General features: G+C 60.0%; 27 protein-coding genes, 1 tRNA gene, 1 other RNA gene and 2 pseudogenes. 15 read left to right on the forward strand and 16 right to left on the reverse strand.

Annotated features, from left to right (window positions below; genetic code table 11):
- Window positions 1-122 precede the first annotated feature (122 nt).
- The 4 genes from ACFQJB_RS06820 to ACFQJB_RS06835 form a co-directional block, all read right to left on the reverse strand.
- On the reverse strand, window positions 123-1154 hold the full coding sequence (locus tag ACFQJB_RS06820) for a PAS domain-containing sensor histidine kinase (protein ID WP_379725426.1): 1032 nt from the start codon (window positions 1152-1154) through the stop codon (window positions 123-125).
- 83 nt (window positions 1155-1237) lie between these two features.
- Window positions 1238-1681: a chemotaxis protein CheW gene (locus tag ACFQJB_RS06825; RefSeq protein ID WP_379725429.1), complete on the reverse strand. Its 444-nt coding sequence runs from the start codon at window positions 1679-1681 to the stop codon at window positions 1238-1240.
- A gap of 9 nt (window positions 1682-1690) precedes the next feature.
- A complete protein-coding gene (locus ACFQJB_RS06830; protein WP_379725432.1) occupies window positions 1691-2710 on the reverse strand; it encodes a methyl-accepting chemotaxis protein in 1020 nt (339 codons plus the stop codon).
- Between the two features lie 689 nt (window positions 2711-3399).
- Window positions 3400-3573: a hypothetical protein gene (locus ACFQJB_RS06835; RefSeq protein WP_379725435.1), complete on the reverse strand. Its 174-nt coding sequence runs from the start codon at window positions 3571-3573 to the stop codon at window positions 3400-3402.
- A gap of 190 nt (window positions 3574-3763) precedes the next feature.
- Between ACFQJB_RS06835 and ACFQJB_RS06840 the strand changes: the two genes are divergently transcribed.
- Window positions 3764-4420 carry a helix-turn-helix domain-containing protein gene (locus ACFQJB_RS06840; protein ID WP_379725438.1) on the forward strand — a complete coding sequence of 219 codons (657 nt, stop codon included), beginning with the start codon at window positions 3764-3766 and terminating at the stop codon, window positions 4418-4420.
- A gap of 171 nt (window positions 4421-4591) precedes the next feature.
- Here ACFQJB_RS06840 and ACFQJB_RS06845 read toward each other — a convergent pair whose 3' ends face one another.
- The 3 genes from ACFQJB_RS06845 to ACFQJB_RS06855 form a co-directional block, all read right to left on the reverse strand.
- Window positions 4592-5962 (reverse strand): two-component system sensor histidine kinase NtrB, encoded by a 1371-nt coding sequence (locus ACFQJB_RS06845; protein WP_379725441.1) that lies wholly within the window; start codon window positions 5960-5962, stop codon window positions 4592-4594.
- A gap of 543 nt (window positions 5963-6505) precedes the next feature.
- Window positions 6506-8047 (reverse strand): ATP-binding protein, encoded by a 1542-nt coding sequence (locus ACFQJB_RS06850; protein ID WP_379725444.1) that lies wholly within the window; start codon window positions 8045-8047, stop codon window positions 6506-6508.
- Window positions 8048-8378: 331 nt separating this feature from the next.
- Complete coding sequence (locus tag ACFQJB_RS06855; RefSeq protein ID WP_379725447.1) at window positions 8379-8555, reverse strand: hypothetical protein; 177 nt, start codon at window positions 8553-8555, stop codon at window positions 8379-8381.
- Window positions 8556-9055: 500 nt separating this feature from the next.
- Here ACFQJB_RS06855 and ACFQJB_RS06860 point away from each other — a divergent pair, with 500 nt between their 5' ends.
- From ACFQJB_RS06860 to ACFQJB_RS06880, 5 genes and pseudogenes are all read left to right on the forward strand, one after another.
- Complete coding sequence (locus ACFQJB_RS06860) at window positions 9056-9433, forward strand: helix-turn-helix domain-containing protein (RefSeq protein ID WP_379725450.1); 378 nt, start codon at window positions 9056-9058, stop codon at window positions 9431-9433.
- Window positions 9434-9534: 101 nt separating this feature from the next.
- Entirely contained in the window at window positions 9535-10266 is a 732-nt protein-coding gene (locus ACFQJB_RS06865; protein ID WP_379725453.1) for an ABC transporter ATP-binding protein, read from the forward strand.
- Window positions 10266-11500, forward strand: a pseudogene (locus ACFQJB_RS06870) (ABC transporter permease). Before ACFQJB_RS06865 ends, ACFQJB_RS06870 begins: the two are co-directional and overlap by 1 nt.
- 26 nt (window positions 11501-11526) lie before the next feature.
- Window positions 11527-12636, forward strand: coding sequence for an MFS transporter (locus ACFQJB_RS06875; protein ID WP_379725456.1), 1110 nt, complete (start codon window positions 11527-11529; stop codon window positions 12634-12636).
- A 167-nt stretch (window positions 12637-12803) separates the two neighbouring features.
- Window positions 12804-13448: a DUF1405 domain-containing protein gene (locus ACFQJB_RS06880; protein WP_379727982.1), complete on the forward strand. Its 645-nt coding sequence runs from the start codon at window positions 12804-12806 to the stop codon at window positions 13446-13448.
- Here the strand turns inward: ACFQJB_RS06880 and ACFQJB_RS06885 are convergent.
- The 3 genes from ACFQJB_RS06885 to ACFQJB_RS06895 all read right to left on the reverse strand — a co-directional run bounded on the left by ACFQJB_RS06885 (window position 13445) and on the right by ACFQJB_RS06895 (window position 14641).
- Complete coding sequence (locus ACFQJB_RS06885) at window positions 13445-13909, reverse strand: hypothetical protein (RefSeq protein ID WP_379725459.1); 465 nt, start codon at window positions 13907-13909, stop codon at window positions 13445-13447. The genes ACFQJB_RS06880 and ACFQJB_RS06885 overlap by 4 nt on opposite strands.
- An 88-nt stretch (window positions 13910-13997) precedes the next feature.
- Window positions 13998-14384: a PIN domain-containing protein gene (locus tag ACFQJB_RS06890; RefSeq protein WP_379725462.1), complete on the reverse strand. Its 387-nt coding sequence runs from the start codon at window positions 14382-14384 to the stop codon at window positions 13998-14000.
- Window positions 14381-14641 carry an antitoxin VapB family protein gene (locus ACFQJB_RS06895; protein WP_379725465.1) on the reverse strand — a complete coding sequence of 87 codons (261 nt, stop codon included), beginning with the start codon at window positions 14639-14641 and terminating at the stop codon, window positions 14381-14383. The genes ACFQJB_RS06890 and ACFQJB_RS06895 overlap by 4 nt, the downstream gene beginning before the upstream one ends.
- A 150-nt stretch (window positions 14642-14791) precedes the next feature.
- Here ACFQJB_RS06895 and gatD point away from each other — a divergent pair, with 150 nt between their 5' ends.
- The 4 genes and pseudogenes from gatD (at window position 14792) to ACFQJB_RS06915 (ending at window position 17339) form a co-directional block, all read left to right on the forward strand.
- Window positions 14792-16078, forward strand: coding sequence for a Glu-tRNA(Gln) amidotransferase subunit GatD (gatD, locus tag ACFQJB_RS06900; protein WP_379725468.1), 1287 nt, complete (start codon window positions 14792-14794; stop codon window positions 16076-16078).
- Entirely contained in the window at window positions 16069-16344 is a 276-nt protein-coding gene (locus ACFQJB_RS06905; RefSeq protein ID WP_379725471.1) for a hypothetical protein, read from the forward strand. Before gatD ends, ACFQJB_RS06905 begins: the two co-directional genes overlap by 10 nt.
- A 111-nt stretch (window positions 16345-16455) precedes the next feature.
- Window positions 16456-16800 (forward strand): annotated as a pseudogene (locus ACFQJB_RS06910) (universal stress protein); the annotation flags it as partial.
- A 110-nt stretch (window positions 16801-16910) separates the two neighbouring features.
- Entirely contained in the window at window positions 16911-17339 is a 429-nt protein-coding gene (locus tag ACFQJB_RS06915) for a universal stress protein (RefSeq protein ID WP_379725474.1), read from the forward strand.
- 21 nt (window positions 17340-17360) lie between these two features.
- On the opposite strand, the gene ACFQJB_RS06920 is transcribed toward ACFQJB_RS06915, so the two are convergent.
- Window positions 17361-17795 (reverse strand): universal stress protein, encoded by a 435-nt coding sequence (locus ACFQJB_RS06920; RefSeq protein ID WP_379725477.1) that lies wholly within the window; start codon window positions 17793-17795, stop codon window positions 17361-17363.
- A 142-nt stretch (window positions 17796-17937) separates the two neighbouring features.
- Here ACFQJB_RS06920 and ACFQJB_RS06925 point away from each other — a divergent pair, with 142 nt between their 5' ends.
- The 3 genes from ACFQJB_RS06925 to ACFQJB_RS06935 all read left to right on the forward strand — a co-directional run bounded on the left by ACFQJB_RS06925 (window position 17938) and on the right by ACFQJB_RS06935 (window position 19293).
- On the forward strand, window positions 17938-18501 hold the full coding sequence (locus ACFQJB_RS06925; protein ID WP_379725480.1) for a class I SAM-dependent methyltransferase: 564 nt from the start codon (window positions 17938-17940) through the stop codon (window positions 18499-18501).
- Between the two features lie 84 nt (window positions 18502-18585).
- Window positions 18586-18897: signal recognition particle sRNA (ffs, locus tag ACFQJB_RS06930), an RNA gene on the forward strand.
- Window positions 18898-18969: 72 nt separating this feature from the next.
- Window positions 18970-19293: a DUF7111 family protein gene (locus tag ACFQJB_RS06935; RefSeq protein WP_379725483.1), complete on the forward strand. Its 324-nt coding sequence runs from the start codon at window positions 18970-18972 to the stop codon at window positions 19291-19293.
- A gap of 5 nt (window positions 19294-19298) precedes the next feature.
- On the opposite strand, the gene ACFQJB_RS06940 is transcribed toward ACFQJB_RS06935, so the two are convergent.
- Window positions 19299-20024, reverse strand: coding sequence for a protein sorting system archaetidylserine synthase (locus ACFQJB_RS06940; RefSeq protein ID WP_379725485.1), 726 nt, complete (start codon window positions 20022-20024; stop codon window positions 19299-19301).
- A gap of 120 nt (window positions 20025-20144) precedes the next feature.
- Here ACFQJB_RS06940 and ACFQJB_RS06945 point away from each other — a divergent pair, with 120 nt between their 5' ends.
- On the forward strand, window positions 20145-20570 hold the full coding sequence (locus tag ACFQJB_RS06945; RefSeq protein WP_379725488.1) for a plastocyanin/azurin family copper-binding protein: 426 nt from the start codon (window positions 20145-20147) through the stop codon (window positions 20568-20570).
- Between the two features lie 45 nt (window positions 20571-20615).
- Here ACFQJB_RS06945 and ACFQJB_RS06950 read toward each other — a convergent pair whose 3' ends face one another.
- From ACFQJB_RS06950 to ACFQJB_RS06965, 4 genes are read right to left on the reverse strand one after another with little or no spacing between them, the layout of a single operon-like run.
- Complete coding sequence (locus ACFQJB_RS06950; protein ID WP_379725491.1) at window positions 20616-21269, reverse strand: 30S ribosomal protein S3ae; 654 nt, start codon at window positions 21267-21269, stop codon at window positions 20616-20618.
- Window positions 21266-21607 (reverse strand): KEOPS complex subunit Pcc1, encoded by a 342-nt coding sequence (locus ACFQJB_RS06955; protein ID WP_379725494.1) that lies wholly within the window; start codon window positions 21605-21607, stop codon window positions 21266-21268. The genes ACFQJB_RS06950 and ACFQJB_RS06955 overlap by 4 nt, the downstream gene beginning before the upstream one ends.
- Complete coding sequence (locus ACFQJB_RS06960) at window positions 21600-22871, reverse strand: exonuclease RecJ (RefSeq protein ID WP_379725497.1); 1272 nt, start codon at window positions 22869-22871, stop codon at window positions 21600-21602. Before ACFQJB_RS06960 ends, ACFQJB_RS06955 begins: the two co-directional genes overlap by 8 nt.
- A gap of 9 nt (window positions 22872-22880) precedes the next feature.
- Complete coding sequence (locus ACFQJB_RS06965) at window positions 22881-23345, reverse strand: 30S ribosomal protein S15 (protein ID WP_379725500.1); 465 nt, start codon at window positions 23343-23345, stop codon at window positions 22881-22883.
- Window positions 23346-23599: 254 nt separating this feature from the next.
- Between ACFQJB_RS06965 and ACFQJB_RS06970 the strand changes: the two genes are divergently transcribed.
- A tRNA-Ala gene (locus ACFQJB_RS06970) sits at window positions 23600-23671 on the forward strand.
- The last annotated feature ends 66 nt before the right edge of the window (window positions 23672-23737 follow it).

The raw sequence follows: 23737 nt of genomic DNA on the forward strand, positions 1-23737 counted from the left end.
CGTTAGCTACCTTTCGATATCGCCGATAACGTCATCAGGATGGTGCTGTGCTCACTACGACCGACGACAAGAGGGTTACGGAAGTACAAGGAAAAGCCTCGCGCTTTAGCGCGGGGAGGATGTCAAGTACTCGCCTGAGGGAGTCGGATCCGAACGATACTACCATTCACGTTCAGTGTGTCGATATCGAGACAACCACCGTAGCTCTCAGTGAGCCATTTGACGATCCACAGCCCAAGCCCGCTACCGTGAGATAGCGGCGAGACCTCAGTGTCCTCCATGATCACACGCCGTTCGGATTCGGGTATCCCAGGGCCATCGTCGGCGACGGCAAGTTCGACGGTTTCGTCGTCTACAGCAGCCACGCTCATGGTCACGCTGGGCGTTTCCGATGTATTGTGCCGGGCTGCGTTGTCGACGAGACTGTCGACGACGATCCGGAGTCGGTTGTCGGCCAACACTGCGAGATCGGCCGGGCAGTCGACCGATATCGTGGCCGCCGGAAACCTTTCACGACAGTCCTCGATGACCGGCCACAGGAGATCCATGAGCGGCGTCACCTCCAGTGTCGACGGCTGGCCGGTGACCTTCCGGATCGTCTGAGCCTCCGAACAGAGTTGCCTGAGCGAACTGACCGTCTCCTGTACCGATTCGAGTGCCTCGCGGCCCTCGTCGCTATCGACCGCCTCGAATGCACGTTCGATTTGGCCGTTGATAACGGTCAGATCATTGCGGAGATTATGACGGAGAACACGATGCAACACATCGAGATACTGCTCTTGGTGGTATTTCTCGGTGACATCCGAGTAAATAGCGAACCCGTTACTATCGCTAATGTGGATACGGCGACAGCGGAACTTCCGGCGACCGTTCGAGGTCGCCCGTTCGACCACGGCCTGCGTCTCTATCCCATCGCTGCTTCGTTGGTCGAAAGCCGTAGCACCATCGCGGCTATCAGCCGGGACGATAAGCTCGCGGAGCGGATGGCCGACAACTGACTCGATCGATGCAAACATATCATGGAACGCAACATTTGCATTAACGATGGTCGGCTCGCTGTCAGTCTCCTGTCTAAATTCGACGACTGGATCAGGTAATTGCGTGAACAGCGTCGTAAAATGATTCGTTGTCTCGGTTCGGTGAGTTGATATCATATATCAGCGGTGTAACTGCATTGGGTTCGCATCTATTCGAAAACGGCCTACCCGCCACGGATCCGTGCATACCTGTCTTGTGTTCAGGCAATCAGTTCGTGTGGATCAAGCCACAGCGTGAAGCTATCATTGCCGTCGTCTTTCAGAAAGCCACGGAGGTACGGACTGTCGGTGATGCTACTGGAATCAAGCGCGTCGCCCGCGACTTCACTGACGGCCCGAACCTCCGAGACGAGCCAGCCGACCGGCGAGTCGGTATCCAAAGCGTCAGCATCAAGCACGATGATTCGCTCGGTTGCCTCGCCACCGTCGGTCAGCAGTTCGCCAGTATCGACCTCTAACAGCTCGCTTGGATCGACGATAGTAGTTGTCTCCCCACGAAGGTCAGTGATGCCCTCAACATGAGTATCGGTATTCGGAACCGACCGCACTGTGTCACCACCGACGATCTCGGCGACGTAGTCGATTGGGATACAGTACTCGTCCTCGCCCAGTGTGAACGTGAGTACTTGTGTAGTGTCGCTCATCGAACCACCTCAGTTACGGCTGGCTTCGAAGTCTACAGTCGTGTCCTCACTGAATGCCTCAATGAGATCGGCGATCTCCGTGACCATGCTCGTCTGTTCTTGATTGGCCGCGGCGAGTTCGTCCATCTCGTCGGCGAGCATCCGGGCGTTGTCGTTTGCGTCTTCGGTCATCGACGCTATCTCTTCGGTACTGGCGGCCTGTTCGTCGGTCGCAGTAGCAACCTCTTCAATCCCGGTATTGATTTCGCCAACGGCATTGCCAATTTCGTTGAGACTGTCAAGTGCGGTATCGACCTTCTCGACCCCATCGTCGATGCGCTGGTTGGCACGGTTGATGCTGTCGACGGTCTCGTCGGTGTTGGATTTGATTCGGTCTGCCATCTCCTCAATATCGACAGATTGCTCTTGGGTTTCCTCCGCCAAGGTCTTGATCTCGTCGGCGACGACAGCGAACCCATCACCCTCCTCGCCGGCTCTAGCTGCCTCAATAGAGGCATTCAGTGCGAGGAGATTTGTTTGATCAGCTATCTCTTGGATGACAGAAACGACATCGTCAATTTCGTCGACACGACTACGAAGTGTCGAGATATCGTCCGCGACCTCGTCGGCGGCTTCATCGACAGCATCCATTGCGTTGATCGCATCGTTGGCTGCATTTTGACTTTCATTAGCAAGTTCTCGCGCTTTCTGGCTTTCAGCACGAACCTGATCTGCGCTGGAAGCAATCTCCTCGATGGTCGCCGAGAGATCCGAGGCTTCGTTGGATACCTCCGCCATGTTTTCGGCCTGCTCAGCAGCGACGCCGTTGACTTTATCGGTGCTCTCGGAAATCTGCGTTGCAGCCGACGCAAGCTCTTGCATCGAGCCCTGCAGCTCTTCGAGCCGGTTGCGCTCGACAACTACTTGCTCGCCTCCCGAACTTGGGATGGCATCGGTACTGGATTCGGTCTCGGGAGCAGGTTTGGTCTGAGTGCCATTCTTCATCTCGGTGCTGGGTGACTCTGCACCAGCTTGGGCATCTGATGACATGCACTCGATGGTTGTCCCGACTACCGGTTCCTATTTGTGCTTGATAAATCAACCTACTAAAACAGTCTTACAATCTGAGCGAGGGAGGTGCCAACCTTTGCGTTAAGCAAAGGGTCAAGCGATAGAGATTCGAGGAGAATTCCTGCATCTTTAGGCCTGTCTCTTACCCATAAGTTCGTGGAGTCGTAGACGGACGTTTCAGACCCTCTCCGACGCAGTTTGAACAGAAAATCGAGACGAGGAGTGATTCAGACAGTGATATTGGCCGCGAGGGTTACAGAACGACAGTAATCACGCTCGCTACAATTGTTCCAAAGAGATGTTGAAACCGTAGGTATCGAGGATTTCGGTCGTGCTCGCCGATTTCGCACCCCCAAAATCCTGACTCGATTTGTGGGTAAGAGACAGGAATAGACAGCGCATATCTTGGAAAGTTTTCAAAGCCACGTTCGAAAAGGCAACACGGAGTGGGTTATTCTGATCAACCAGTGTCTCGCCGAGTGGACACGCAACTCCGGTCAGCGAGACAACTGAATATACCCGTGAGTGTATGATATCCAATTGCTTGGTAGACAAACCCATTTAAACAACGAATCGGTCACTTGATCTAATACCGATTCGCCAAGTGCCGAATCAAAGGCGTGTAACTCGAACTGACCCTCCTACCGAGCACAACCATGAGTTTCCGCTTATGCTAATTCGTACATGAGGACTTCCCAGTTGGTCGCTGCGGCATCGCCATCGTAGACCCAACTTCCAGCAATATCAATATCGTTCGTTTCTGCTGCAACAATGAGTTTATCCAGCGCCGTTTTGAACTCTGCATCAGTTGTTGGGGCATCTTCCCACGGGGGATCACTCATCATATGCCACCGACTCGGCTCTCCACAGCGGTAGCCAAACTTTCGTGCGCGAACCGTCTTAGTTGTCTCACAACTCTATTACTATCCTTAATCGGATAGGGGTTCTGGAAAGCATGGTATACCATGCATAATCTGACGATTATCAATAATTTTCCCCGCGTTTTAATCCGCTTGCCCATATTATACGCCTATGAGCGTCATCGTTGAGCTGGCTCTCCCCGCCTCCGCGTTTCGCCTCGGAGAGATTTTATCCATCTTTGAAGACCAAGAAATAACTCTCAAAACGATGGTTCCGCTCGGAGAGCGCTCCGTTCCATTCTTTAATGTCTCCGATGACACCCGCGAGTCATTTGAGGGACACGTTCGCAAGCAGCCCAGTGTTTCAGATCTCTATGTGGTCAATTCCCACGACGGCGAGACGCTGTATGGACTGGATTGGGACATCGGTGACGACACCTTCTTTGGCAGTATCATTGGGCTGGGCGGCTCGGTGCTGAAAGCGTCTGGTGGCACCGACCAGTGGGTTTTCCAGCTCCGCTTCAGAACCCACGACGCACTCTCAGAGTTTCAGGAAACCTGTTTCGATGCGGATATTCCGATTGACGTATTGAAGATCTATAATCCGACCAAACCCGACGCAGGGCCGTGGTATGGGCTGACGCCGCCGCAACGCGAAACGCTCACCTATGCTGTGGAAATGGGCTACTACTCGCTACCACGACAAATTTCGACCGAAGAGATCGCCGCGGAGTTCGACATTTCTGATCAGGCGGTCTCCGAACGGCTCAGACGCGCGATCGAGACGCTCGTGACGAATACATTGCTGTTGACCGCATCCGACGAGTAGCATATGTTGGTTGGATGCGTGGCAAACTCCTACTGGAGCAGTTAGAATCCATCCAGTGAATTTTCAGGATAATGGATAGATCCTCTGTCTTCTGTATCGATCACTCGGATGTCTATCAGGTACTGTATAGAATGGGGTATCAAGTGTTGAACGCAGGGCTTATCCTGTAACTCAATCAATCTCTTGTGGGTTAGCAACTCTGGAAACTCCCGTGATGTTGAATTGCGCGCCACCAGAGTCGCTATCATCGACCGTAATTTGCCAGCTGTGTGCATTGACAATTTCCTTTACAATTGAAAGGCCAAACCCGGTTCCAGTGGTTGAGGTTGAGTATCCATGTTCAAACACTGACTCTCGGTCTTCGTGTGGGATACCGGAACCGTTGTCAGCGACATAGAATCCCTGAGAGTTCGCAAGCACTCCTACAGTAACAGTTACTTCCTCACCACCATGTTCAACTGCATTACGGAACAAATTCTCTAAGAGTTGCTTGAGACGGCTTCTGTCTGCTTGTATTGTGTGATCGCCGACGATATCGAGGGTTGCGGTATGTGTATCGACAGTCTCCCAACATTGAGTGCAAATATGATTTAGCTTTACTTCTTCAAATTCCTCGATCCGATCTCCCTCTCGGGCGAGCGTCAAGAGATCTTCAATCAGGTTTTCCATTCGCTGAACACCTCGAAGTCCCATTTCTGTGTGGGATGTATCGCCGCTGTCTTCGATAAGCTCGAGGGCCCCTCGGATGACATTCAATGGGTTCCGAAGGTCGTGGCTTACGATACTGACGAACTTCTCTAGCCGTTCGTTTTCACGTTGTAACTTTTCACGCCGGGCGATAGCTTCGGTGATATCCTTGAAATAGATTGAAATTCCATCATCATCCGGATAGACACGCACATTGTACCAAACTCCGTGTGGTTCATATTTGGCTTCCACTGAGAGTGATTCGCCAGACTCCATTCCACGCCGGAGGGCATCTTCAAATGCTGAATCAGCGAGCTCGGGAAACGCTTCCCAAATCGACATCCCGATCAGATCATTTTTAGATCGATCCGTGAGGGCTGCGGCCTCACTGTTGGCGTACGTGTAACGCCAGTTCGTATCGACGCCAAAGATACCATCAGTCACTCGTTCACAGACAGTCCTTGCATCTGGGGTTGAACTCTCCGATGGTGCCTGCCCGTTGGTCACAGCCGACTCAACTTGATGGCTCAGGACTGTTTGTTGGGCAGCCATACTTGATACATCGTCAATTGCCATTGGCGTATCAAGTTCGACGACAACTGACTCTGAGCCGGATTCAGCGACGACCAACACAGGGATATCAGGATGCCGGGCAACGATAGCCATTGTATTTGTCGTCGCACTATCGAGAGAAGTCACAACACAGTCGATGTCGTTTCGACTAAGACGGTCACGAGTTTCATCTGGGGTTCGTGCGGTTTCAACATTGAACCCGGCCGTTTCTGACAACGTCAATGGTGATTCCGTCTCTTCAGTGTCAGCTTCAACAACCAGTACTTGTTGGAATTTACTCATCGTTTTATGCTCTGTTTCTCTGTCTTGACCGGCCGAGGGTCAGTTTTTGTGTCAGTTGCGGATCCCCGCGAACTGTGTCGGGGGTGGTGTTTTCCTGAGGCTCGAAGAGTAATTCCAGAGCCGCATGCAGCAATCGCGGCATAACTGGTCGGTTTTCTGTTGTCACCGGATGGTCGGGTTCCCGAGTTGCTCGGTAGACACTCGCACGCCCTTCAACACGTTCCAAGTTGAGGTGGAGCATATCACCGCGGGTGGCGTGTTGGAACTGTGTTCGCAACGGTGTATCTTCGTATGTGACGACTTGGAACACCCGCTCTGCCGATGGCGCGGTAAGCAGCAGTATACCGTGTGGATCCATCGGATGACGGACGCGGTATGGGGAGCTTTCTGCTGGTAGCTGCTGCATACTACTACCATTCTCTTGTTTCCCGATAGCTCTACCCGGTGATATACAATGGTGCTTATATTCTCCGGTAAAGAGGACAATCAGCGACCGCTTGCAGCATTCGTTGTGACGAAGACTGAGAAGAAACAGCGGAAGGATCAGCGTTTGTTTGGATCTCGGCTCATGAGCAGATGCGAGCCAGACACAACATCCGTTTTTGCCGTGTATTCGATTGGGCTGGTGCCGCCATCCGCACTGACAACAGGAAGCGTATCTCGGGTGACAGCACCCGATTGAATCTCACCCCACTCCGATTCGAAATCGAAATCGGCGGGCAAGAACTCCCGGATTGAGCGGCCGATGAGCTCGTCTTTCTTTTCACCGAAGATACGGGCTGCTTCATCGTTAATATCGATGATTCGTGCGTCGTCGTCAGTGATTGTCATCCCCTCGCCGGCGGTATCGAAGCACTGCTTATACTGATCATGCTGACAGAGATGGCTGTTTTGTTGGTATGCTCGGTAGGTCTTGGTGGTTCGGGGTAGGGTAATCGTCACTGTTGTCCCACTGGCCGTGGCCGTCGCGTTAATCGAGCCGTCATGAATCGAGACGATCCAATAGGCAAGCCAAAGGCCGAGTCCAGAACCATGCACCAGCGGTGTTTCGTCGCCTGTTTCGAACACTTGTGCCTCCTGTTTCGGTAACCCCGGGCCATCATCCGAGATCTCAATCACGATATCGGCGTCAACTACAGACAGATCCGCAGAGATAGTCGGTGCTGAACCGCCGTGTTTGGCCGCATTTTCAGCGAGTTCTCTGATTACCTTCTCGAAACAAGGGAGTACCGTGGTGGTGAGATTACCCTCGGCCTCAATAGCGAAGGCTGCCGTTGGGTACTCCGCCTCAACCTGTTTAAATTTGTCACGAACTAAAGTCGACAGATCAGCCGATTCGCTTTCCATGTTCTGGGTGACCAGACGACCTAATTCACGAGCTTTGTCACTCAAACTGAGCAGTTTATCGATATTCCGGAGTGGCGGTTCGGATAATGCGTCGTTATCCAGTTCATTCGCCATCGCCTGCGTATAGCCACGAACCACGGAGAGATCATTCCGAAGATTATGCCGAAGTACCCGATTAAGCACCACTGCGAGGTTTGATTGTCGGGTGATTTGGGTCTCGAATCGTTCGTATTCAAGCTCATGTTCAAGCAACCTAGCGATCAACGTGGCGTACTTTGTTTTCTCCTCGGTGAACGGTTCTTTATTCGCATCTTTGGCAACGAAACAGAGGGTTCCGTATACGGTTCCGTTGACGGTTATCTCCGTGCCGTGGTAGCAATGGAGGCCATGCGCTTCGAAGGCTGGATCGTCACCCCACCCTTGGGCCGGGGCGTCTGAAATAGCAATCGTCTCGTTGGTTTCGATCACTCGTCGACAATATGTAGTGTTCAGATCAAGTTCCAGACCAGGTGAAAACTGACCGTCCGGCCCATCAGTACTGATAGTCACGTGCCAATGATTGGTTGCTTGGTTAATTCGTGTGAGATGACCGGCGTCAACATCAAGATATGCGGTACCCAGATCGAGTGCCTTGCGGGCCTTTTCCTCAAAGCTTACGTCAGATTGCATAAGGTTATACAGTGCTTCTCTGGCCGTGTCAGCTGTTGTCTCTGCCTGTAGCTGCTGTTCTACAGTCATTGTGGCCCCTCCAAGCGACGACCGAGTCGACGGAGGTGGAGGTATCCCAGCCGCACTGGACTCAGACAGCGGGCGTTGCTATCGAGAGCCCCCGTCCGGCGGGACAGAGAGATACCAGCACCAGTGACAGGAGAAGCGGGCGGAATGGACTCACTCCGCTTGTCGGTGGTGGCAGTCGACCCGTGAACTGTAGCTCGCGCTGTACCACTCGTTAGACGGAAGAAAACGTCAGCAGGGGCCATAGTAGTCGTTTCTCAGCTACCCCGAAGTTCGTTTAGCTTGATGCACCAAGGTATATAAATGACCTAACGAGGTGGGCGTTGAGTCCGCGCTACTCCAACTCGTAGACGAGCACTTCCCAGTTGGGATCAGTGTTCCCATCGGCATGGTAGACCCAGCTACCTTCGATGTCGACATCGTTTTTTTCGGCCGCGGTAAGCAGCTCTCTAAGCGCGGTTTCGAACTCAGTTGTGGTCGTCAGAGACTCTGTCCACTGCGTGTCGCTCATACCGCCGCCTCAAACCGCTGTCGCTTGGCAGGCTGCTGCGTCCTGACAGCGCCATGGTGGCGGCAAGAACACGCTCGCAGAGTGCTGGTGGCTATTGACATAGCTAGACATTCGTCGCCACGGGGATAGGCGTACCGAAATGCATGATCAACCATGGTTTTCCGATAGCCCCACACGATTATATGGCGAGGGTTTATCTCACCTGTCCGTTTGTAAACACCTGTGCCTGTTATCATCGAACTGGCCCTCCCGGCAGCCGAGTTTCAACTCGGGCGGATTCTGGCCACGGAGGGAGAGGGAAAAGTAACCCTCAAAACAATGGTTCCGCTTGGGGGCGATCAGTCCCGTTTTTTCACGTCGTCGACCACGCCCGGGAGGCCTTCGAGGCGAACGTTCGGAACCATACCTCGGTCTCGAATCTCTACGGGGTCAGTTCACATAACGGCGAAACACTGTATGGGTTAGATTGGGAGATCGCTGACGACACGTTTTTTGATAGTGTGATATCACTGGACGGCCATATTCTTGAGGCGAGTGGCGGCCACGAGACGTGGGTCTTTCAGATTCGGTTCCGAACCCACGACGCGCTCTCAGCGTTCCAGCAGGTCTGTTTCGATGGCGGGATCCCCATCGATATCAGGCGGATCTACAACCCAACCAAACCCGACGCTGGGCCATGGTACGGCCTGACCGCACCCCAGCGAGAGACGCTGATGTACGCCGTTGAGATGGGGTATTACTCCCTGCCGCGGCAGATCTCGACCCAAGAGATCGCCGATGAGTTCGACATCTCCGATCAGGCCGCCTCCGAGCGGCTCCGGCGGGCAATCGACACGCTGGTCTCAAATACACTGTTGTTGACTGCCTCCGATGAATAACCACAAGCAGCCGTCGATATACCACCCAGCGACCACCTGCGCCGTCCAGTCCCGTCGAGCCGGCGGCCAACGTTGATACCCACAGACAGCCATACTCACCTGTGAGCGAAACAGCAGCGACCGCAACAGCAGCCAGCGACGACGCCGAGCCGACGGTCGTCGTTGAGGCGGTGTCGAAACATTACACGGTCGGCAGCCGGGTGACCGCACTCGATGGGGTGAGCCTCACACTCCCAACGGGGTCGTACACCGCGATCATGGGGCCGAGTGGCTCCGGCAAAAGCAGCCTGTTGAACCTGATCGGCGGACTCGATACGCCATCCTCGGGGCATGTTGCCGTCGACGGCAAGCCGGTCTCGACAGCGAGTGAAGACGAACGCGCCGCGATCCGCGGCACCGACATCGGCTTTGTCTTTCAGACGTTCAACCTCATGCCGCGGCTGACCGCCGTCGAAAATGTCGCCCTCCCGTTGGTGTTCGATGGCTGGTCGCGGGCCGAGCGGCTCGACCGCGCGACCGACCGCTTGGAGGCGGTCGGGCTGGCCGATCGCACCGACCACGTCCCCAGCGAGCTCAGCGGCGGCCAACGCCAGCGAGTCGCCATCGCCCGCGCGCTCGCGCCCGATCCGGCACTCATCCTGGCCGACGAACCCACCGGCAATGTCGACACCGACACCGGCGCGACCGTCCTCGATATCTTTGATGAGCTCCACGCCGCGGGCAACACTATCCTGCTTGTCACTCACGAACGCCATGTCGCCGAGCGGGCCGACCGGATCGTCCACATCACGGACGGCGAGATCGGCTCAATCGAAGCCACGGGTGAGGCCTAATGGACGGCCGCGAAGAACTCCGGATCGCTGTGCGGTCGGTGCGGGCCCACAAGCTTCGCTCGGCGTTGACCGTCGTCGGCATCGTCATCGGCATCGCCTCGGTGATTACGTTTGCAACGTTCGGGGCCAGCGTCCAAGCCGAGATCATCGGCGATATCGGCGACAGCAACGCGGGCAATATCTACGTCTTCGGCACCCCCAGCGACGACGAGGGCTTCGATCGAGTGTTGCAGCCGGTGTTCACCGAAGCCGATCTTGCGGCGATCAGTGAGATCGACGGCGTCACGGCTGTCTTACCACGCGGCTCGATACAAGTGTCATCGATACGCGCCGGGAATCAAACGCTGGCCAGATCGCAGGTGACCGCAACAACGCCTGAAAGCATCACCGCCGGGTCGATCGTGGCGGGGCGTTCGTTCACCAGCGGCGAACGCGAGGTCGTTGTCAACGAGCGACTGGCGACCGGCTTCAGCAAGAATCTGACGGCCGGGTCGACGCTGACGCTGCGCTATCCTGACGGCGAGGAGCGACCGGTTACGGTAACGGGGGTCGTCAACGGCACCCGCGGTGAGTTGCCGGTCAGCAACTTTGCTCGCCAGCCGCGGCTGTTCGCGCCGGTCGATCCCTTCTACGAGGCGGTCGTCGAGAGTCCCTCGGCTGGGGTGCGGCAGCGGGCCTACCCACAGGTGACCGTCGTCACCGACCCACGACAGACCGCCGAGACGCGAGCCGCCATCAAGGAGTATCTCGCTGGCGCCGCCGATGCCCGCCAACTCTCGGCGAGCGACACCGAGTTGGTCGCCCGGTCGGGCAGTGACTTCATCGATGAGATCAGCGATGTGATCGAGCGCATCACCCGGTTTGTGACCGGCATCGGCGTCATCTCGCTGGTCGTCGGCGCGATCGGCATCGCCAACGTGATGTTGGTCAGCGTCACCGAACGCACCCGGGAGATCGGGATCATGAAAGCCGTCGGCGCGCGCAACCGCGATATCATGAGTATCTTCGTCATCGAGGCCGCGCTGTTGGGGACGCTCGGTTCGCTGCTCGGCGTCCCGCTCGGTCTCCTTGTCGGTCGGGGGCTGCCGCCTACGCGGACGTAACATTCGCGTTGGCACCGGATTGGATCGCTCTCGCCGTCGGTGTCGGCGTCGTTGTCGGGATCGTCGCCGGCTTGTATCCGGCCTGGCGGGCCGCCCGAATCGATCCCATCGACGCGCTCCGACACGAATGAGTAGTCACACACAAACACCACGGTAGATGGCCGAGACCGAGTCCTCGCCGACCCGGATCGTCCTCTGGGTGATCGTCGCCGCCGCGACGCTGACGGTGATGGCCGGCGCGATCCTCGGGCCGGTTGTCCCAGAGATCCAGTCGGCCCTTGGCGTCTCCGACACCGCTGCCGGGCTGATCATCACGACCCACGGCGGCGTGATCGTTCTTGCCAGCCCGATTGTCGGCGCGCTGATCGATCGGATTGGCCCGCGGCGACCGTTTATTGGCGGACTGGCGATCTACGGCCTCGGCGGTGGGGCCGGGCTCCTTGTCGACAGCTACCTCCCGCTGTTGGCTTCCCGGGTTGTGCTCGGAGTCGGCACCGCCGCGGTCTACACGTCGATCACGGTGTTGCTCTACCAACTCTATGCGGGCCAAGCGATGGAGCGGGCCCTCGGCTATCGGAGCAGCGCCAACAGCGCGGGCGCGGCGGTGTGGCCGCTGGTCGGCGGTGCGGCCGGGACAGTAACCTGGAATCTGCCGTTTGCCGTCTATCTGATCGCGCTCCCGCTGGGAGCACTCGCGTTGCTCACGATCCCGGAACCGGCAGCAACGTCGACAGCGAGCGATAAATCTGGGAATACAGCCGAGACCACCACCACGCTCCGAGAGCGACTTGCGGCAACAGCCGCCATCGTCGGTGCTCGTCCGCAGCTGCTCGCGGTCTATCTGCTCTATTTCACCGCGAACACGCTGCTGTACGTCGTGGTCGTCTTCTACCCACAGTTTCTCGACGGTGTCGGCGTCAAGTCCTCGGCGGCGATCAGCCTCTATCTGGCCGTCAACGGCGCGGCCGGCGGCGTGACCGCCGTTGCCTACGATCGGCTGCGCAAACGGGTCAGTCGGCTCACGCTCGTCGGCATTGCCGTCGGGCTGTGGACGCTCGGCTTTGCTGGTGTGAGTGCCGTCACAACCGCCAGGGGCGCGTTGCTGCCGGTCGTCCTATTCGGGGCCGGCATCGGACTGGTCTTTCCGTCCGCCTTCGCGTGGGTCGAGCAGTTCGCGCCGGCAACCAAACAGGGCCAGTTCAGTGCCTATCTCGCCTCAGTTGGCTACACCGGCCAATTTCTCGCACCGGTGTTGTTTGACCGTTAGTGCCGGCTGTCGGCGTCACCGGCGTCTTCGCCGTCGGCGCGGCTGTCGCCGCTGTCGGGGTTGTTGTCGTCGTGATCGCCACGTATTGGCCGACCGACAGACACCTGTAGCTGGCCGTACAGAGACCAGCCATGTCGCAGTCAGCGGAGTGGGAGACAACCCCATCGATGCGGCGACCGGTGTCGCGGGCGACCGCCGAGTCGTATCTCTCCCACGGCCCGAGTTTGGTCATGTTGTTGGTCGCCAGCGCGGCCGCCTTTCTCGTCGGGGTACGGTTCTACGTTGACACCATGCCCGCGGTGTCGACACTGCTGTGGCCGCTGTATGCGGATTCCCCAACCGCTATCGCGCTGGCGACGCTGTCGCTGGCGACGTTGCTGCCGACACTCGGCCGCCCGCTGGCGGCGACCCCAATGAATCGACCGCTGGCGTATCTGCATACCCTCGCGTATGTCTGGCTCATCAAGTACGGGCTCTGGGTCGTCATCGCGCTCAACCGCCGAGTGGGGTTGTATATCGGATTCGACGCCGACGCACTCTATGCCTACTGGGGGATCATCGGCACCCACCTCTTGTTTGTCGCGCTGGCCTTCGCCATCCTCCACTACGGGCGGACGACCCGGGGCGCGCTTGGGCTCTCGCTGGGACTGTTGCTTCTCAACGACATCGTCGACTACGGGTTTGGCTATTACCCGCCGCTGCGCTACGAGCCTGGGATCGTGGTGCCGCTGCTCACGGTCGCGCTGTCGATCGGTGTCGTCGCGCTGGCGGCCTGGCAGTTCGACCACCTTAGCGACGTGAGAGCGGATTAAATCTCCCGGGTTAGCCCATCACGCAGATCGCGGCCGAAGTAGTGGCCGACAAGCGCGAGGCCTGCACCGATGACAACGCCGAGGCCGCCGAAGGCGAGGCCGTACTGCTGAAAGAAGTCGACGCCGATGGGTAGTGCGACAGAGGTGAGCAGACTCAACGCAAATTTGACACCGATGACGACACCACCAGCAAGGCCGGTTTCGAGATAGCGCGATTCACCGGCGAGGGCACCAAGGATGAATGTGGCCGCGAAAACGCCGGCCAACGAGCCGATACTGCCGATAATCGGGATCATCCCACCGACGCCGACACCGACTGCGACGGCGACCAGCGACACAAGGAGGGCTTTCGCCGAGAAGCGGCCGCCGAGGCGGCCCGAGCCACCATCATCGTCGGCACTTGATGGGATCTCGGTGTCGACCCCTTCGACCGTCTCGGTCAGTTCGTCCGTCTGCTGCATACCGGTAGCTGACGCCCCAGCGGTTTGGCTGTTGTGCCGACAGCGACGATACTGTACAGCGTGCCGTCTGTCGCACAACCGCTACGAACTAGTCTCGATACGTCTCGATTTGTAGATCCTCGATAGCAGCAAAATGAGTGTCGTCGACGACGAGTGACACACCGAGCGAACGAGCAGTTCCAGCGATGTAGATGTCGCTTTTGTTGATCATTTCGCCGTCGGCACGGAGGCTGGCATAGATTTCGGCGGCTTCCGCAGCCGTTTCGTTCGTGAACGGCACCGGCTGCACCCACTCGTACTTCGACATCGCCTCCGCTTGTGTCATCTCTTGGGTGATCATCAACCCGCGATACAGCTCCGAGAGGACGATGGTCGGTGCACCGATCTCTTCGCTGTCGTGGGCAGCTAAATACGCGATTGCGGCATCGTCACCTCGGGCGTAGTCGATGAGAAACGACGCGTCGACGAGCTTCACGATTCCCCTGAAAGTCGCTCGTCGATTTCATCGCCATCTTCATCGAACGCAGCATCGAGATCCGCAAAGCCTTGCTCAACCGCCGCTTCGAGGTCGTCAGCCGCTTGCTGAGAAAGAAATCCGGCGTTCGTCCGCCAATCGGAATCGAGTTCCTCCAAGAGGCGGTCGAGTGTATCGCTGAAGCTCTCGTCACCGCGTTTGTGCGCTTTCAGCCGCTCGTAGACCGCTTCTTTGATGCCGATATTTTTCGAGGCCATCCGTGTTTTGTGTATGGGTTTGGGTACACATCAAGGTTGTTCCCGGTCGCTCCCGTTTCAAGACAAGTGGAGTCGGAAGGTCCGGTGGAATTCCCACTATCTAAACCGCGAAAGCGTGGTTTCAAGTCGACCCCCGGGCAACGCGGGAGTATGAATCCAGGCGACCGCGTCCGCGTCGAGCGCGGCGGTACCACCAACGAAGGGGTGGTGCTGCCCTCCTCGACGACCGATCACATCGTCCTCAAACTCGACGGCGGCTACAACATCGGGATCGACCGCGAGGCAGCCAGCGTCGACGTGCTCGAAACCGACGTTCACGATATCGACGACGATGGCGAACCCGACGACGGAGCTGTTTCGGAAATCGAGTTCGGCGACGACCGGCCGACGATCTCGCTCATCTCAACGGGCGGCACGATCGCCTCAACGGTTGATTACCGCACCGGCGCGGTGACCGCACAGTTCACCGCCGAAGATGTGCTGCGAGCCGTCCCCGAACTCGCCGGTCGCGCCAACTACCGTGGCCGTGTCGTCGCCAACATCCTCAGCGAGAATATGGAGCCCTCAATCTGGCAGGAGTTGGCCACCGCCGTCTACGAGGAAATCGAGGCCGGCGCGGACGGCGTCGTCGTCATGCACGGTACCGACACGATGCAGTATTCGGCGGCCGCGCTATCGTTCATGCTCGACACGCCGGTTCCGATCGTCTTCACCGGCAGCCAGCGATCGGCTGACCGACCCTCCTCCGACAACGTCATGAACGCGGTGTCCGCGGTCGAAGCCGCAAAATCCGACTGCGCGGAGGTGCTGCTCTGTATGCACGCGTCGGCCAGTGACGATCGCTGCGCGCTCCACCGCGGCACCCGCGTCCGAAAGAATCACACCTCCCGGCGGGACGCCTTCGAAACCGTTGGCAACAAGCCGCTGGCGACGATCGAGTACGAAACCGCCAGAGACGACGGCGCGGATGGCGATGCTGCCGACGACGCCATCGCATTCAACCGTGAGTACGCAGCCCGCGGCGAGACCGACCTCGCGCTCAGCGACGACCTCAATCCCGCGGTCGAACTCGTCAAATTCACCCCCGGCATGGATCCCGCGGCGTGGGACTACCTCGATGACGCCGAGGGCGTGATCATCGAGGGCACCGGCCTCGGCCACATCCACACTGAGCTGATCCCGCGAGTCGAGGAACTCGTCGACAACGGAACCGTGGTCGCGATGACGAGCCAATGTTTGGAGGGGCGGGTCTGCGATCGGGTGTACGACACCGGCCGCGATCTGCTGGATGCCGGCATCGTCGAAGCCGGCGATACGCTGCCCGGCACCGCGAAGGTGAAGCTGATGTGGGCGTTGGCGAACGTCGGCAACCCCACTGAGGCGATGGGGCGGTCGCTGGCCGGCGAGCTCACCGAGGAATCCCAGCCGTGGCAGTAGCGGCGTCGCCAACAGCCGCCGGCTCGCCGTTGCTCGTCGCCGCCGTCATCGACCAGCCAATTTTGGTCGTCATCTACGGGATCACACTCGCCATCTCCGTGTGGCTGTTTCGGGATGCACGTCGTCGACAGCGATCGATCCCGGTGGCGGCCGGCTGGGCGGTCGGCGGGTTCGTCCTCCCGGGAATCGTCCACTTCGGGTATCTGTACGGGCGACTGAACGACACGTCATCGAGACCCGAGGAGTCACCTGAAGACGACGCCTAAATAACCGACAGCAGCACCCGTCGTATAACGGAGCAATCAAAGGAGAGAGGAGGTCGGTTGACAGCGGAGTCGGCAAGGGTTGTTATTAGGTCGCCGCCCGAAGAGGCAACCATGTTCGACCGTATCTTGTTCCCGATCGACGATAGCGACGGTGCAGTCTCCATCCGCGAGAGCGTCTATGCCCTTGCGGCCGCCCACGACGCGACCCTCCACGTGCTCAATGTCGCCGACACCGCCCACGACAGCGTCACCCGGATCGGCGACGAGGTCGTTGATGCCCTCGAAATCGAGGGCGAAGAACTCGTCACCGAGACCGCAACCCAAGCGGCTGAACGCGGGATTCCGACGAAGACGGCGGTGATACAGGGTGGTGTCGCCGCGACGATCACCGAGTATGCGGCGACCGCCGATGTCGATCTCATTGTGATGCCGACACAGGGGCGAACCGGCATCGAGGAGCACCTGCTGGGCAGCACGACCGAACGCGTCAGCCGCGAGACACCCGTGCCGTTGCTTACGCTTGGCCCCGACACCGCAGGGGTGTCGCCCCCTTCGAGCGGCTGCTCGTGCCGACTGACGGCAGCGACACCGCCGCCGCGGCCCTCGATGTTGGCATCGATCTCGCAGTCGCCGACAGCAGTACGCTCCAGCTGTTGTCGGTTATCGACACCTCGCTGTTCGGCAGCGAGCTACAGGCTGACCAGTACGCTGACAGTCTGAGCGAGACCGCCACCGAGATCGTTACTGCGGCCCGCGATCGGGCCACAGCCGCCGGTGTCAACGATGTTGTCACCGCTGTGGAGGAAGACGAGTCGGTGGTCGCAGGGATTCAGTCGTATGCCGCCGACGCCGACAGCGATTGCATCGTTGTCGGCACCCACGGTCGAACCGGCCTTGATCGATACCTACTGGGAAGCGTCACCGAGAAGCTGATCCGAACCGCATCGGTACCCGTGTTGGTCGTCCCGCCGGCAGATCGCGACACTGAGGCGTAAACTGGAATAGAGTGACAGCCTCTACTGGTCGTCGGCTGGCAACACCACAATCGGGATGTCGCTTTTGACGATAAGTGCGGTTCGGACGCCACCGGCGACGATATCCAACCAATCGCTGCCGCCTCGTGAGTGAAAGGCGATCGCCGAAGCATCGTTGTCGCTGGCAGCCTCGATAATCGACGCGGCAATGTCGTCGCCGGTCAGCACGTCAGTGTCGATATCAATCCCGTCGGCGGCCGCAAGCGACACAAACCGATCGACAGCGTCGGTAGCGCGGTCAGTCGCGGCGCGCTGAGTGGTGTCGTCGCCATCGGTGGCCGCGACGACGCTGACCACCAGTGGTTGACAGCACTCGGGATCAATCTCGGGACGAAGCGCGTTGTAAGTCTCGACGGCGTCGTCAGCATCTGACACCGGGACGATCGGCCGCGTGAGCAGCCCCGACCGGTCAGTCATCGATAACCACCTAACAGTGCGGAGTCGGATGGCAACAGCGAGGAGTCGATCATAGCGTCGCTTTCGCCGCCGTCCACATAGATCCTCGCCCACGAGGAGCCAAACCCGAGGCTCTATTGGGCTTGGTTCCCACAATCGACCAATGGGATTTCACACGTTTGATCCGGCGAAGGCAGCCAAGTTAGACGACGAAAGCCGCTATCAGTTCTGCTCGCGGGAGGAGCTGCTCGGCGCGTTTGCGGCCGGCGGCGGCACCGACGACCACCTTGTTGATCTCGGCAGCGGTACCGGCTTCTACACGACCGCGCTTGCCCCCTTCTTTGGGCAGGTTTCGGCGGTCGATATCCAGTCGGAAATGCACGACCACTTCCGGGAGAACGGGGTGCCGGCAAACGTCTCGCTGGTCGAGAGTTCGACCGATAGCCTCCCGCTCGATGATGGCTCGGTTGACGCGGTGCTGTCGACGATGACGGCCCACGAGCTCCCGCTTGCGGCGACGCTGGCAGAGCTTCGGCGGGTGCTCGGCACCGGCGGGCGATTCGTGATCGTCGACTGGTCGGCCGAAGGACAGGGTGAGGCTGGCCCGCCGCGAAGCGAACGCCTCAGTGCGGCCGACCTTCGGGAATCGCTGACCGAGGCTGGTTTCAGCGTCGATCGCGCGGAAGAACGCGGCGAGACGCTGCTGGTCACGGCAACACGCGACTGACGGCGACAACGCAGCAACCCCCGATGGCGTCGGCATGGCTGGACGGCGAGCCGAAAGGGACTTAACGCCCTCGGCTGTATCCCGGAGTGGACTAGGCCGGGCAGGTAGGCCCTGCTCTTCACCCGTGAGACAGTCTTTAGCGGGGGCCGAACAGCCGGGGCGTCGGTTGAACCGACACAGGCCTCGGGAGCCAACGTGGAAACCTCGTCCGTCGGGGACAGCGGTTCGGTGTGTACACCCGCAGGGGTGTTCCACACCGGTTTGTCGGCGACAGTGGGTCAGGCGCGGAAGCGAGCAGCCCATCGCCGGACGCCCGTCGCTCGCCGGATCGCGGGGTGGAGGAGGCAACCGAGAATCCCTGTGTTTGGAACGGCCGGCAAGTCGGCCTGTCCGCCATTCATACGCGGTTTTCGCTGCGACGCCACTCTCCACCGATAGCTTCGACTATCACCAGCCCCTGCTGTCGGTATGACCGACGACGCGACGACCGACCGCGACGACACAGTATCTGAGGGAGACAGCGAGACCACCGCAGTCACCGGTGACATCCAGGCCACCTACACCGAAACTGCGGGGGAGCGACGACTCAGCTTCGAGCGCGAGGGTCAAACCGCGGTCGTCGCACAAAACAGCGAGGGATATGCGATGTTGCGGGTGCGACAGACAGCCGACGGCGACGAACTCGAACGCTACTACGGGTTCGATATGGCACTCGATCACGCCGCAGAACTACTCGGTGTTGACCCCAACGGGCTCCCGGTGCCAGAGGCGGCCGCCGACATGGGGATGTAAGCGCGTTATCCGTTCTCGCCGAACGACGACTGCAGGAAGTCGCTGTCGAGGTGATCCCGCCAGTAAAATCGCGGCGCGAAGACGAGATACGCCACCGCCAGAAACAGCAGGGCGAACGCAAAGACGCGGCCGTAGTAACCCGACGTGAGGATCGCTAACCCCTGAACCACGCCCATAATCAGCGCGTCCTGTGGATGGAGATCCGGATAGGTGATCTGAGTAACCATCAGCACCGCGAGAACCCCAACAAGGCCGATGAGTTGCCAGACCGCGGTGAAGCCAGCCAGGACGGCCGCCGCGAGGATCGTCGCCGCCAGCGTCGTCTGGACGCCTTGGGTTTCGGCACTGTCGTAGTCGTAGGCGGTGTACATCCCCAATCGGGTGACCGCCATCGCCACAAATAGCGCGGGGAGACAGACGCCAACGCCGACGATCGCCGGCTCGCCGTTCGGCATCCACTGTTCAAAGACGACGGCGACGACGAGCACGGCAGGGGCGACACCGAAAGAGGCGACATCGGCCAGCGAGTCGAGATAGACGCCAGCCGGGGTACTCCCTCGGCGGCGGGCGACGATCCCATCGAGGGCATCGGTGATCGCGCCGACGAGGATGAGCCGGGCGGCCAGGGTCACGTCGATGAGCGCGGCCGCGGTCGCCAGAAAGCCAAGCGCAGCGTTGGCGACGGTGACCGCATCGGCAGCGCCGAGTCGCCCGACGAACCGCGGTTGCATACCTGCTCGTTGGCCAGTGGGAGGTTATGTGTTGTTATCTTCGTGGCCGAGCCCTCGATACAGGTGACAGACAGCCGGTCGAACCACGCGGCCTATATGGCTCCCACCCCTACCCCTTGTATGGTCGAATTGCGGACGCGACGGCGTGTTTTGGCCACGCTTGGGGCCGCCGGAGTGGGCGGGCTCGCGGGCTGTCTCAGCACCTTTGATCGCCCCGACTACGACATCGGGATGCGGGCGACAGCCTTCGCCCCCGAAGAGATCACCGTTGACGCCGGAACAACCGTTGTCTGGCGGAACACAAGTGCCCGCGGCCACACCGTTACGGCCTACGAGAGCACGCTCCCTGACGGGGCAGCCTTCTTCGCCAGCGGCGGCTACGACTCAACCGACGAAGCCCGAGAAGCCTGGCACAACGACAGCGGCGGCCGCATCGAAACCGGTGAGACGTTTCGCCACACCTTCGAGGTACCCGGCGAGTACAGCTATGTCTGTATTCCCCATGAGACAAGCAGCATGGTCGGGACGATTGTTGTCGAAGCATAGCTGCGTCGCTGGGCGGGTAGAAACTGCGAAAATGTGGTCGCCAGCTTAGTCGTCTGCGACGTCGGTGGCCACGTCGTCTTCGTCGACATCGACGGCCGTGGCTTCCTCTTCGGCCAGCTCTTCGGGGCGGGCTTCGAGTTCGAGTTTCGTCACTTCGACACGTCGCAGCGGATAGATCTGTTTGGCCTCGCCGTAGATCGCCGACGAGAGGCGTCCTTCGATAACGCTGTCGGCCAGCTCCTCGAAGGTTCGCTCTTCGGCGGCCTCGTTGACGAGGTCGATCATGACACGCCGAATGGCGTGCTCTTGGCTGTTGTCGGCCTTCTTCGTCGTGAAGGCGACCGGCTGGATCTTCACGCGGTAGTCGTCGGTCGTGACGACCGTGATGTTGGCCTCGGTTTTCGAGGCCCCGCGTCGCACGAGGCTCCGCAGGTAATCGCGGGTCAACTCGTGTTTGATAAACTCGGTGTAGGCCGTATCCGAGCCCACGTCGTTGATCTTGAACGTGAGTTTGGTGTTGTCTGATCCGGCGTCATCCTTGATGTCGCCGAGGGTCGTCTCGATCGTGCGGCCGACGACCTGCTGTGGCTCTGCGGCGATGGTCTCACCGAGTTCGGCCCGGTCGAACTGCTCGGGGGCCTGTACGGTGTACCATCGTTTTCCGTCCTGTTGCTGCTTAGATACTGATCGTTCGCTCATAGTTGGGTTGTCTCGTCTGTCGTGGTTTCGGCTGCTGTGCTGTCCTCGGTCGGCGTGATGTCGGATTGGCCTCCAACGTCGGCTGGGTTGTCGACGGCGTCGAGCACGCCCTCGGCAACGCCGAGGTTGACGACGTAGTCGTCGACGGTTGATTGCAGCCCACCGGTGGTGTCCCGATCGATCTCTGTCGTCACGGTCGCCGACTCAACCCGCGTCGTCATCGACGCGGTGTTGTCGGGGCCGACCGCGCGGGCGACGCGCTCGGCGCGCGTCGGTGTCGCGTACTCGATTGTCACAGTCGCGCTGGTGGCGACCGCGCTGTGGGTGGCGTCAGTCATCGTCAAGTGCCTCCCTGACCGCGGCGATCAACTCGCCGTCGGCAACGCTGCCGGCAACAGTGAGTGTCGCCTGCGTCGGTGTCCCGCCGGCGTCGCCGTCGAACTCGCGGGCGACGGTCGCTGTCGCGTCGTCAAGCCCGCGCGGCTCGGTTGCCGCGAGGGCGGCCTGTCGGCGGCCATCAACCGGGTCATCGGTGGCGACGAGCGCGACGGGTTCCGGCGAACGGTACGCGCGTGCGAGGCGGGCGACTGTCGGCAACACCGCCGGGCGATCCGTCTCGACACGGAGGACGAAGACGCCATCGTAGCGCCCCGTCGTCGGCGAGTCGAGTGCGGCATGCGCCGCGGCGGCGTGCTCGCGCCAAACGCCAACCGCCTCGCTGACGGCTCCCGGCGCGCCGAACGCCAGAGACACCGCCACCCCTGGAGCCTCGCGGGCAAGTGCTGACACCACGTCAGCGTAGCCGCCGAGCGTGGCGAACGGGGCGGTCGGCGTCGCGTACGGTCGCAACACGGGTTCCACCGAATCGGCAGCCTGCGGGGCAGCCGTGTCGGCGGTCGCGGTTGCGACAGCAACGGCCGAGGCGAGTTGGGTGCGTATCCCCTCGTCGAGTTCGGCGTCCGAATCTGATTGGCTGCCAAGGTCGGCGAGGAGGTCGCTCGCGGCGTCGACAGCACCCGAGAAGGGCGCATCGAGCCGTGTCGAGTGGGCGAGATCGGTTGCGATATCGGCGGTCGGCACCGCAACGCCAGGGCGACGCTCGACGAGGCCGGCCGACTCGGCCGCCGCGAGGAGGTCGTCGCTCCCGGCACCGCCGGGTGTCTCGCCGGCGGCAATGATGCCCGCTAAGGCGAGCACCGGGTCGGGATCGACGCCGAGTTCGCGGCTGATCGCCGCGGCCGCAACGCTCGCCGGCTGGCGGTCGCCGCGAGCCGGCACCGTGAGATCAGCAGGGCCGCGCTGGCCACGACTGACCACAAGGGATTGGCTCTCGGCGTCAGCGTCGGGCTCGCCGGCTCCGCTACTGTTGTCTTCGGCAGTTTCAGCGGCGACAGCGTCGCCGACCGGATCGGCCGAGACGTGGACGCGGAACGGGATCTCCCGGTCGCGGAGCGCGACCGCCAACAGCCCACAGGCGGCGAGTGCGTCGCCGTCGGCGTGGCCGAAGACCCGGACGAACGGCGCGGCCGCTACCGCCGAGGCCACCCTGTTGGCGGCGTCGGGAGCGGTCGCGGCTGCGGCGTCAGTCCGGGAGTCCGACATCGTGAATCCTTATTCGAGGCGTTCTTTCGCTTGCTCGTAGCTGTAGTTGAAGTCCGCGTCGATCTCGTCGCCGCGGTAGTAGTTGGCGAGGCGACGGATCTTCGACTCCGTGTTCTGGAGTGCGCGTTTGTTCTGGTGGTCTTGGCCGTTGTCATCCAGGTGCTCGGTGAGCGTAATAGCGCGCTCCATGAGCCGCCGGAGATCCTCGGGGAGCTCCGGGGCGGCGTCGTTGTCCTCGAGAATCTCGCCGACCTTCTTGCCGGTGGCAAGTTTGACGTTCGGGATCGGCGTGCCTTTGACGCCCTCGTCGCGGAGTTTCATTCCGATGACGCTGGGGTCGTGGCCCTGTTCGGCGAGTTCAACGACGCGATCCTCGATGGCATCGGCGTCGACATCGCTCCACTCGGCTGGTTCGTCTGCCGCCGGGCGATCCGAACCGGATGAGCCGCGGCGACGGGTATGCATTCGTGCCATTGTCTGATATTGGAACGGCACAGGCCGCAGAAACGACGTGTCCACACAGCCCAGAGACGACCGACTAGTCGTCGCGGGCTGGTGGCGCACTGTCGCAATCCCAAGCCCATGTGGGCGAGTCAGAGTTACGACTGTGCTGTTCCCACCGATTGCTCTCCGCTGTGGGCGTTAAGGGCTTTCTATTTGCTGACGGGTTCATTCCCCCGAGTCGAAGGCCTTAATACCAAAACCGGAAAACGACAGGATGCGTTCGCGGGCTCGTAGATCAGCGGTAGATCATCCCCCTGGCACGGGGAAGGCCGCGGGTTCAAATCCCGCCGAGTCCACTTCACTTCGTTCTCGCTGCGCTCGAACTCGTTCAGTGAACTCGGCGACCTCCCACTCGCTCACGC

The organism is Halonotius sp. GCM10025705 (genome assembly GCF_042662885.1).
GTDB classification, from domain to species: Archaea; Halobacteriota; Halobacteria; order Halobacteriales; family Haloferacaceae; genus Halonotius; species Halonotius aquaticus.